Below are 6,663 nucleotides of genomic sequence, written 5' to 3'. Positions count from 1 at the left end.
CCGCAGGCTCGCCCTGCGCCCGGAGTCCCTGCCCAGGTCGGCGGCGGGCGAGCCGGTCGACCCGGCCGCCTGGAACCGCGCCGACGGCTTCTCGCCCGGCTCCACCGCGCTGGTCCACCTGCCCGGCCTGGACGCCGAGGCCTCCGGCCTGCCCCCGGTCACCGACATCGGCCGCTCCCTGCGCCCCGACGCCCCCGTGGTCCTGCTCGACGCCGCCACCGGCGAGCGCTGGCCGCACTGGGCCGAACTCGACTCCCAGGCGCCCCCGGACCGCCGCGCCCTGCTGATCCACCCGGCGCGCAACCTCCACGAGGGCCACCGCTACGTCGTCGCCCTGCGCCACCTGCGCGCCGAGGACGGCTCCCCGCTCCCCGCGACCGAGCCCTACCGCGCCCTCGCGGGCCGCAGGCTCCCCGCCGCGCACCCGTTGCGCCCCAGGCAGCTCCAGCTCACCCCCGCGCTCGACCTCCTGGCGCGCAGCGGAATCGCACCCCGCTCGCTCACCCTGGCCTGGGACTTCACCGTCGCCAGCCGCCACTCCCTCACCGGCGACCTGTTCTCCGCGCGCGACGACGCGCTCCGCGCCCTCGGCGACCGCGCCCCAGGGTTCCGGATCACCGCCACCACCGACCCCACCCCCGAGCGGGACCCGCTGATCGGCCGCGAGGTCACCGGGAAGCTCACCGCCCCCAACTACCTCGCCCTCCCCGGCGGCCCACCCGGTTCCACCCTGCTGCGCGACCCCCGAGGCGTCCCGCGGCGCAACGGCGACCTGGAAGCCGACTTCCGCTGCGTCATCCCCAGATCGGCGTTCCGCACCCCCGCCAGACCCGCCCTCTACGGCCACGGCCTGCTCGGCTCGCTCAACGAGGTCGGCGCGCGCAATGTCCGCGCCATGGCCGCCGAGCACGGCTTCGCCTTCTGCGCCACCGACTGGATCGGCATGGCCAAGGCCGACGTGCCCGTGGTGCTGGCCGCGCTCGCCGACGTCACCGGCTTCCAGTCCGTGCCCGACCGCAGCGTCCAGGGCATCCTCAACGCGGTCCTGCTCGGCCGCGCCCTCACCCACCCCGACGGCCTGCCCGCGCACCCGGCCCTGCGCGGCGACACCGCCCCGCTGCTCGACCCCGCGGCGGGTCTGGTCTTCGACGGCAACAGCCAGGGCGGCATCCTCGGCGGCGCCCTGGTCGCCGCCGACCGGGACATCCGCGCGGCCGTCCTGGGCGTCACCGGCATGAACTACGGCCTGCTCCTGAACCGCAGCAGCGACTTCGCCCCGTTCCAGGCGGTGCTGGGCGCCGCCTACCCGGACCCGGTGGCCCAGCAGGTCGTCATCGCCCTCATGCAGCTGCTGTGGGACCGCGCCGAGACCAACGGCTGCGCGCCGCTCCTGCGCGGACGGAAGGTGCTGCTGCACCTCGCCTTCGGCGACCACCAGGTGGCCAACGCGGCGGCCGAGGTCCAGGCCAGGACGGCGGGAGTCCCCGTGCTCACCCCGAGCCTGGTCCCCGGCCGGAGCCCGGACGTCGTGCCGCACTGGGGCATCCGCCGCGTCCGCGCCCCGCACGCCGGGAGCGCGCTGGTGCTGTGGGACAGCGGAACCCCAGCCCCACCACCGGGGAACGTCCCCCCGACCGGGGGCCACGACCCCCACGAGGACCCCAGGCACTCCGCCGCCGCACGCGCGCAGAAGGCGGAGTTCCTGCGGACCGGCCGCGTCGTCGACGTCTGCGACGGCGCGCCCTGCACTGCTGAACCCGTCGAACGGTGAGGAGCGTCATGCGCGGTCTTCGTGTTGTGGTGGCAGCCATCGGGGTGCTCGGGCTCGTCACGGGGCTGACCGCCCCGGCGGGCGCGGCCCCCGAGGCGGTCGCGTTCACCCAGGCCACCGCCGTGCGCGGCGCGGACGGCGGCCACGCCCTGTCGTGGGCCTCGGCGGCGGGCTCGGACCGGATCACCGCCGTCACCTCGCCGGAGGCGGTTACCGGTGTGGAAGTCGGCCAGTCCGGAGGCACCGGCGCGCTGACCGTGCCCCCGCAGCCCGCCGCCGACCGCTGGTACTTCCGCCTGACCCCGGACCGGGGCGACCCGCTCGTGGTCGCCGACCGGCACCTCGGCTTCGCCTCCGCCAGGAACTTCCGCGACGTGGGCGGCTACCGCACCTCGGACGGCCGCTGGGTGCGCAGCGGCGTCCTCTACCGCTCCAACAAGCTCAGCGGCCTCGACGCCGACGAGCAGCGCAGGCTCACGGGCCTGGGCGTGGTGAAGGTGGTCGACCTGCGCAACCTCGTGGAGCGCCTGGAGGAACCCGACCGCCTGCCCTCGGGCGTCGCCTACCAGGTCGCCGACGTCGCCTCCCTGGAGCACGGCGTCCGCTTCCACGACCAGGCGCTCATGACCCTCCTGGAGGCCATCGCCGCGGGTCTGCTCTCCGGCTCCTCGGACCTCGGCCAGTCCGTCGGCTACCCGTTCATGGTGAACTTCGTCGGCGCCGACCGCGCGTTCCGCGACTTCCTGACCGCCGTGGCCACCGCCCCCGGCCCGGTCGTCGTGCACTGCTCGGCGGGCAAGGACCGCACCGGCTGGGCCACGGCCGTCCTGCTCACCCTGCTCGGCGTGCCCGCCGAGGTCGTGGAGGCGGACTTCCTGGCCAGCAACACCTACACCGGCAACCCGAGGGCCGTGGAGCTGTCCTGGTTGCGGGCCGCGCAGAACCAGGTCCAGCGCCTGTACGGCGGCTTCGACGCCTACCTGCGCCAGGGCATCGGCCTGGACGAGGCCACGATCACCGCGCTGCGCGCGAAGTTCCTGGTCTGACCCGGCGGCGCCCGCCCGCCTCCTCGTCGACGCGGGGGCCCGCGTGCCCATCACCGGCCGCGGACGGCGGCGGAACGCTGCCCTGACCCGCCTCCCCACCCCCGATCGCGTGATCATCCCGATGAACCCGATCCGGGCGTTTCGGGGACTCGGCCGAACGGGTACGGGAGGGTTGACGGTTCCCAACCGCCGAGTGGATGAGAGGTCACGCCGATGCAGGTGCAGGTCAACATCGACCGCAGTGTCCAGGGTGGGGAGAAGCTGACCGAGTTCGCCACGTCCGAGCTGGAGACCTCCCTCGCGAGGTTCGACGGGTGGGTGACCAGGGTCGAGGTCCACTTCACCGAGGAGACCGCAGCCAAGGGCGAGGACCTGCGCTGCGCCATCGAGGCCCGTCCGTCGGGCGCCCAGCCGGTCGTGGTCAGCCACCACGCCTCCACGGCGGGCGAGGCGTGCGTCATGGCGGTCAAGAAGCTCCACAAGGCGCTCGACACGCGCTACTCCAAGGCCCACGACCACAAGGGCGCCGACAGCATCCGCCACCAGGACGTGGGCGAGCCCCTGGACGAGGTGGCCGAGGAGCTGACCGGCGAGCCGCTGGCCAAGTGAGCCGCGCCCGGCGCCGCCGCGGCACCGAACCGCCGCGGTGGCGCCCGGCCGCCCCGCAGGTGTGGGGCATCCCGCAGTCCCGCCCGGCCTTGCACTACTCTCCGTGGAGGAGAACCGCCCGGAAACCGCGCCCGGCTCACTGTCCGTGCCCGCGCGTCGGCATGTCGCGCACTGGTCCGCTCCCAGGACCTGTAAGCTGGGAACGTCCGGGACTTGAAACCACAGGTCCGCGCACTCGACAGCGCCCCCAGCACGTGGGCGCGGTGAGGTTGGGGCCCCCACCCGAGGGCCCGGTGATCCTGGTGGGCGAAGACCGCGTGGTGAGCAGCACCCACGTCGACAACGACACGGCGTGGCGAAGCGCCCCCTGCCCTGCCCTCCTGGTGGGCCCGGACGGCGTCGTGCTCGGCCTGAACCGGGCCGCGAGCACCCTGCTCCCCTCGATCGTCGAGGGCGGGCGGCTCGACGACGGCTGGCTGGCCGACGCGCACCGCCACCACCTCGAACCCGCCGCTGCGGGCGCCGCCGCCGAGGCGGGCGCCCTGATCACCGGCGACTTCGGCCCCCGCAGCTTCGCCGCGCACCCGGTCGACCACGGCGGCGGCACCGTCGCCTGGTGGCTGGTCGAGGACACCGAGCGCCGGGGCGCCCTGGCCGAGCTCGCCGTCGAGCGCGAGCGGGCCGCCCTGCTGGACGAGATGTCCTCAGCCTTGTTCACCTCCCTGAACGTCGAGCGCTGCGCCCGCGTGGCCGTCCGCCTCGCCGCCGCGCACCTGGCCGACGCCGCCCTGATCATCTCGCCCGGAGGCCGCGACTACCCGGTCACCCGCTGCGCGCGCGGCGAGTCCCCGGCGCACACGCGCATCGTCATCGACCCCGACGAGGTCCCCGGACTCGGCGAGGCGCTGCGCGGCTTCCCGCCGGTGCCGTCCCGCTGGATCGACCCGTCGGCGGCCCCCGACTGGCTGCTGCCCGACGGCTTCGGCGAGGCGGGCTCCATCCTGGTCACCCCGCTGCCCGGCCACGGCGTGCCCGCGGGCGCGCTGATCCTGGTGCGCCGCACCGCCGTGCGCGGCTTCAGCCCCGACGAGGAGGCGTTCGCCCGCCTGTTCGCGGCCCGCGCGGGCGTGGCCATGTCGGCGGCCCGCATGTTCGCCCAGCAGGCCTCGATCACCGAGACCCTGATGCGCGAGCTGCTCCCGCCCACGCTCACCCACGTGGGCGGCGTCGAGTTCGCGGGCCGCTACCGCCCGTCGCAGGACACCGAGCGGGTCGGCGGCGACTTCTACGACGTGCACGAGGGCGAGAACGGCGAGTCCCTGGTGGTGCTCGGCGACGTGTGCGGCAAGGGCCTTGAGGCGGCCGTGCTCACCGGCAAGGTCCGCACCGCCCTGCAGGTCCTGCTCCCCATGGCCGACGACCACCACCGGATGCTCACCCTGCTCAACGAGGCGCTGCTCAACAACGGCAGCACCCGGTTCGTCACGCTCGTGCTCGCCTCCGTCACCCGCGAGGGCCCCTCGGTGCGGCTGCGCCTGACCAGCGCGGGCCACCCGCCGCCGCTGATCGTGCGCGCGGGCGGCGAGGTCGAGGAGGCCGACACCACCGGCACCCTCATCGGCGTGCTCCCCGAGATCGAGAGCACCACCGCCGAGGTCGTCCTCGGCCCCGGCGAGACGTGCCTGCTCTACACCGACGGCATCACCGAGGCCAGGGGCGGCCCCATGGACACCGCCATGTTCGGCGAGTCCCGGCTGCGCCGCGCGCTCGCCGAGTGCGCCGGGATGCCCGCCGAGGCCGTGGTGGAGCACGTGCAGATGCTCGCCGCGCACTGGGTCGGCGCCAGCGACCACGACGACATGGCCGTGCTGGCGGTCACCGCGCCGCGCGGGCAGCACCTGACGGCGGTCGGGGGGCACGGTCCGGGGCGGTTCACGTCATGACGGCGGCCGAGACGACGGTGCTGGCCGAGCACGCCGAGCTGCTCTGGCGGGCGGTGGCGGCCGGTGACGAGCACACCGCCACCGATGTCGTGCTGGCCGCGCTCGACTCCGGGCTCGACCCCGAGTCGGTGCTGCTGGACGTGATCGCGGGCGTGCAGCGGCGGGTCGGCGAGGAGTGGGTGGCGAACCGGCTCACCGTCGCCCAGGAGCACGCGGCCACCGCCATCAACGACCGGGTCGTCACCGTGCTCGGCGTGCGCGTGCGCACCAAACCCACGCTCGGCCGGATCGTGGTCGCGTGCGTGGACGGCGAGTGGCACGCGCTGCCCGCCCGGCTGCTGTCCGAGGTGCTGAAGCTGCGCGGCTTCCAGGTCGACTACCTGGGCGCGCAGGTGCCCGCGCCGCACCTGGTCACGCACCTGCACCGCACCGACCCGGAGGCCGTCGCGCTGTCCGGTTCGCTGGCCACCAGGCTGCCGACCGCGCACGCCACGATCACCGCCTGCCAGGCCGCGGGAGTGCCCGTGCTCGCGGGCGGCCGGGCGTTCGGCGTGGACGGGCGGTACGCGCGGCTGCTCGGCGCGGACGGCTGGGCGCCCGACGCGCGCGCCGCCGCCGACCACCTCGCGGCCGGTCCGCCGCCCAGGCCGAGGTCCGGCCACCAGCCGATCGACGACCTGCCGCACCTGGGCGACCAGGAGTACACCATGATCTCCAGGACGGCCCAGCAGTTGGTGAAGGCCGTCTACACGGGACTGGAGGAGCGGCTGCCGGTGATGCGGACCTACACCGAGCAGCAGCAGGAGCGCACCGCCGAGGACCTCCTGCACATCGTCGAGCACCTCGCGGTGGCGCTGTACACCGACGACCCCGGGCTGTTCACCGACTTCCTCGGCTGGACCGGGGACGTGCTGTCCTCGCGCGGCGTCCCACCCGCGTTCCTGCGCCCCGCCGTGGACCTGCTGTCGGCCGAGCTGCGCGACTTCCCGAGGGCGACGGCGTTCCTGGCCGCCCACGGCACCACCGCGTCCGACCCGTTGAGGCCCCACGACCACGCACTCGCCCACCACCCCTCCGACCCCGGACCCGCCGCATGAGCCGACCACACCCCCTGACCTGCACGCGCGTCGTCGACGGCGGGACCGCCGACGTCGCGGTGACAGGAGATCTCGCCTACGACACCGGTGACGTCCTGCTGGCCACCGTGGTCGACGCGCTGGAGGAGGGCGGGGTCACCGACGTGCGCATCGACTTCGCCGGCCTGGAGCTGTGCGACTCGTACGGCCTCGCGACC

6 protein-coding genes are annotated in these 6,663 nt (G+C 75.0%); all 6 read left to right on the top strand.

Features of this window, described 5'->3' with window-relative positions; genetic code table 11:
• Window positions 1-1,771 (top strand): hypothetical protein (locus tag ACTUAL_RS25875; RefSeq protein ID WP_440902078.1); only part of this gene is annotated, 1,771 nt, incomplete at its 5' end.
• Window positions 1,772-1,800: 29 nt separating this feature from the next.
• Window positions 1,801-2,817 carry a tyrosine-protein phosphatase gene (locus ACTUAL_RS25870; RefSeq protein ID WP_440902077.1) on the top strand — a complete coding sequence of 339 codons (1,017 nt, stop codon included), beginning with the start codon at window positions 1,801-1,803 and terminating at the stop codon, window positions 2,815-2,817.
• Between the two features lie 213 nt (window positions 2,818-3,030).
• Window positions 3,031-3,426 carry a ribosomal subunit interface protein gene (locus tag ACTUAL_RS25865; protein ID WP_096495830.1) on the top strand — a complete coding sequence of 132 codons (396 nt, stop codon included), beginning with the start codon at window positions 3,031-3,033 and terminating at the stop codon, window positions 3,424-3,426.
• Between the two features lie 302 nt (window positions 3,427-3,728).
• The gene (locus tag ACTUAL_RS25860; protein WP_440902076.1) at window positions 3,729-5,369 is read left to right on the top strand and encodes a PP2C family protein-serine/threonine phosphatase; all 1,641 of its coding nucleotides are present in this window, start codon (window positions 3,729-3,731) and stop codon (window positions 5,367-5,369) included.
• Window positions 5,366-6,466, top strand: coding sequence for a cobalamin B12-binding domain-containing protein (locus tag ACTUAL_RS25855; RefSeq protein WP_440902075.1), 1,101 nt, complete (start codon window positions 5,366-5,368; stop codon window positions 6,464-6,466). The genes ACTUAL_RS25860 and ACTUAL_RS25855 overlap by 4 nt, the downstream gene beginning before the upstream one ends.
• Window positions 6,463-6,663, top strand: a 201-nt coding sequence (locus ACTUAL_RS25850; protein WP_440902074.1) for a hypothetical protein, incomplete at its 3' end; no start/stop codon positions are given. The genes ACTUAL_RS25855 and ACTUAL_RS25850, both read left to right, overlap by 4 nt.

Source organism: Actinosynnema sp. (genome assembly GCF_052038725.1).
Note: the sequence above shows the minus strand (reverse complement) of the source record. Positions and strands in the feature narration are given on the sequence as shown.